Origin of the sequence: Carboxylicivirga marina (assembly GCF_016612505.1) — a bacterium.
GTDB classification, from domain to species: Bacteria; Bacteroidota; Bacteroidia; order Bacteroidales; family Marinilabiliaceae; genus Carboxylicivirga; species Carboxylicivirga marina.
This window is the reverse complement of sequence record NZ_JAENRR010000183.1, coordinates 1-391: the sequence shown is the minus strand read 5'-3', so window position 1 is coordinate 391 and position 391 is coordinate 1. Positions and strand designations below refer to the sequence as shown.

Here is a 391-nt window from a genome sequence, read left to right as displayed (position 1 = left end):
TCCAAAACTCAACTGAGCCAAATCTTTTATTTGTTTTTACTTTCCAATTCTAAAGCCAAATCAAAGATTTGGCGGTGGTCGATTACCCAACCTTACTTTCAAATTCTCACGTACGCCAATTGCTTTATACTAGCGTGTTATGCTGCGTATTTTTTTCTTTAAAGGTTATCCTTCAAATTGTTTAAACGAATTAAAGCTAATTTTCTGATTTCTTTATCAGAATCGTTTATTGCAACGTGAGAAAGTGTCGATTGAGAAGTCAATTTCTCAACAGCTAATTTTCTTACTTCACTTTCATTGTCATTTATAGCCATATGTGATAATGTAGATTGAGATGTCAACCTTTGTATTGCTGACTTCCTGATATCTTTATCAGAATCGTTTATTGCAA

1 protein-coding gene is annotated in these 391 nt (G+C 32.7%); it reads right to left on the bottom strand.

What is annotated here, in order from left to right:
* Positions 1 to 158 precede the first annotated feature (158 nt).
* Positions 159 to 391, bottom strand: a 233-nt coding sequence (locus tag JIV24_RS22550; RefSeq protein ID WP_234445933.1) for a hypothetical protein, incomplete at its 5' end; no start/stop codon positions are given.